1 protein-coding gene is annotated in these 1108 nt (G+C 49.4%); it reads left to right on the top strand.

Annotated elements, in window-relative coordinates; translation table 11 throughout:
- Positions 1 to 849 (top strand): DUF4351 domain-containing protein (locus tag EJP87_RS16930; RefSeq protein ID WP_130472992.1); only part of this gene is annotated, 849 nt, incomplete at its 5' end.
- Positions 850 to 1108 lie beyond the last annotated feature (259 nt).

The raw sequence follows: 1108 nt of genomic DNA, 5'->3' as shown, positions 1-1108 counted from the left end.
ATTACCCGGGAGGCTGACTCCGCCAATCGTCGCCTGGATCTGTTAAGCAAAGTATGGTTGCTGGATGGTGGTGAACTCTGGGTGTTGATTCATGTCGAAATCCAGGGAGACCGAACGGCAGGTTTTGCTGAACGCATGTATACCTGCCAGTATCGTGTCCATGATCTCTATCGCAAGCCAGTGGTCGGCTTGGCCATCCTCGCGGATGAAGACGCCAGTTGGCGGGTGACAGAATATCGCCAAGCCTTGTGGGGATCGGAGTTGATCTATCGCTTTAATGCGGTTAAACTATTAGACTATCTGGATCGCTTGCCAGAGCTGGAAGGGTCAAGAAATCCCTTCGCCGTAGTGACCATGGCCCATCTCAGCGCCAAACAGACGCGCAATCGTCCAGATGATCGCTATCAAGTCAAATGGCGGATCACACGCAACCTGTATCAACATGGCTTCAGTAAGCAGGAGATCATTGATCTCTATCGGTTTATCGACTGGGTGCTCACTCTCTCGGAAGAAGCCGATAATCGATTCTGGGAAGAACTCTCCAATTATGAGGAGAAACAGGCAATGCCTTTTGTGACAAGTGTAGAAAGAATTGGCATTCAGAAAGGGATACAACAAGGTCTATTGCAGGGGATACAGCAAGGTTTACAGCAAGGTCTGTTGCAAGGAAAACAGCAAGGACAACAAGAAGGTGGGGTCAATGTGTTGCTTCGCCTTTTGCACCGTCGATTTGGCGAAGTTCCCGATGCAACGAAAGCGATGGTGCGTGCTGCCGATCTTGCGCAACTCGAAAACTGGACCGATCGCATTTTGGAGGCAAAAAACCTGGATGATGTTTTTGCCCATTAAAATCTGTCTTTATGTGTGGTGATAAGCAATAATACTCTACGTTGATTATAGGTAGCACTTGCGGTGTGTTATCCCGATCATCGCTCTGCCGCTATGTCTGATCATTCATTGCTCCCCGTTCTGCCGCAAGACGCACAGTGTATGCTGTGTTGATTGCAACAGGCTAATGTGTGCCTGCCTCACCTGTGTACACCTGCACCCTTTCTGTTCTCAGCCCCCATTGCCCCCACTGGCATGAATATCTTGTTAACGTGATGCA

The organism is Candidatus Magnetaquicoccus inordinatus, assembly GCF_004217665.1.
Classification (GTDB): domain Bacteria; phylum Pseudomonadota; class Magnetococcia; order Magnetococcales; family Magnetaquicoccaceae; genus Magnetaquicoccus; species Magnetaquicoccus inordinatus.
Note: the sequence above shows the minus strand (reverse complement) of the source record. Positions and strands in the feature narration are given on the sequence as shown.